The sequence below is a fragment of the Microbacterium umsixpiens genome, assembly GCF_053543675.1.
Map to the genome: position 1 here is coordinate 15082 of NZ_JBLVOH010000030.1, position 497 is coordinate 15578.

Annotated in this window: 1 protein-coding gene; it reads right to left on the reverse strand. The window is 70.0% G+C overall.

The window, feature by feature from the left end:
- Positions 1-35: 35 nt before the first annotated feature.
- A partial coding sequence (locus ACNPM4_RS03245) for a M23 family metallopeptidase (RefSeq protein ID WP_448984680.1) occupies positions 36-497 on the reverse strand: 462 nt, incomplete at its 5' end.

The following is a 497-nucleotide window of genomic DNA, read 5'->3' on the forward strand; positions in this document are numbered from 1 at the left end:
GGCGGGGGGTCTTTTCGGTTGCTGTGAGCCTGCGATCAGGCGGAGACGCCGTGCCGGGCCAGGAACTGCACCGGGTTGATGGCGTTGCCGCGGTCATAGACCTCGAAGTGCAGGTGGCATCCGAACGAGCGACCCGTGTTGCCGGCGTAGGCGATGACCTGCCCGGAGCGCACCCACTGGCCGGACCTGACGATGATGCCGCCGTTGCGGATGTGTGCGTAGCCGGTGCCGATCCCGCCGCCGTGCTGGATGCGGATGTAGTTGCCGTAACCGCCGTTGTAGCCCGCGTAGTCGACGGTGCCGGACTGCGCGGCGTAGATCGCGGCGCCGCAGCCGTTCGCGAAGTCGGTGCCGTAGTGGAAGCTCGACGAGCAGCCCTGCGGACCGCACTGCTGCGATCGCGGACCGTAGCCCGAGCTCTTGCCCCCACCGTGCGGACGGCACCAGCCGCCGCTGCCCTGGGATCCTCCACCGCCTCCACCGCCACCGCCTCCGCC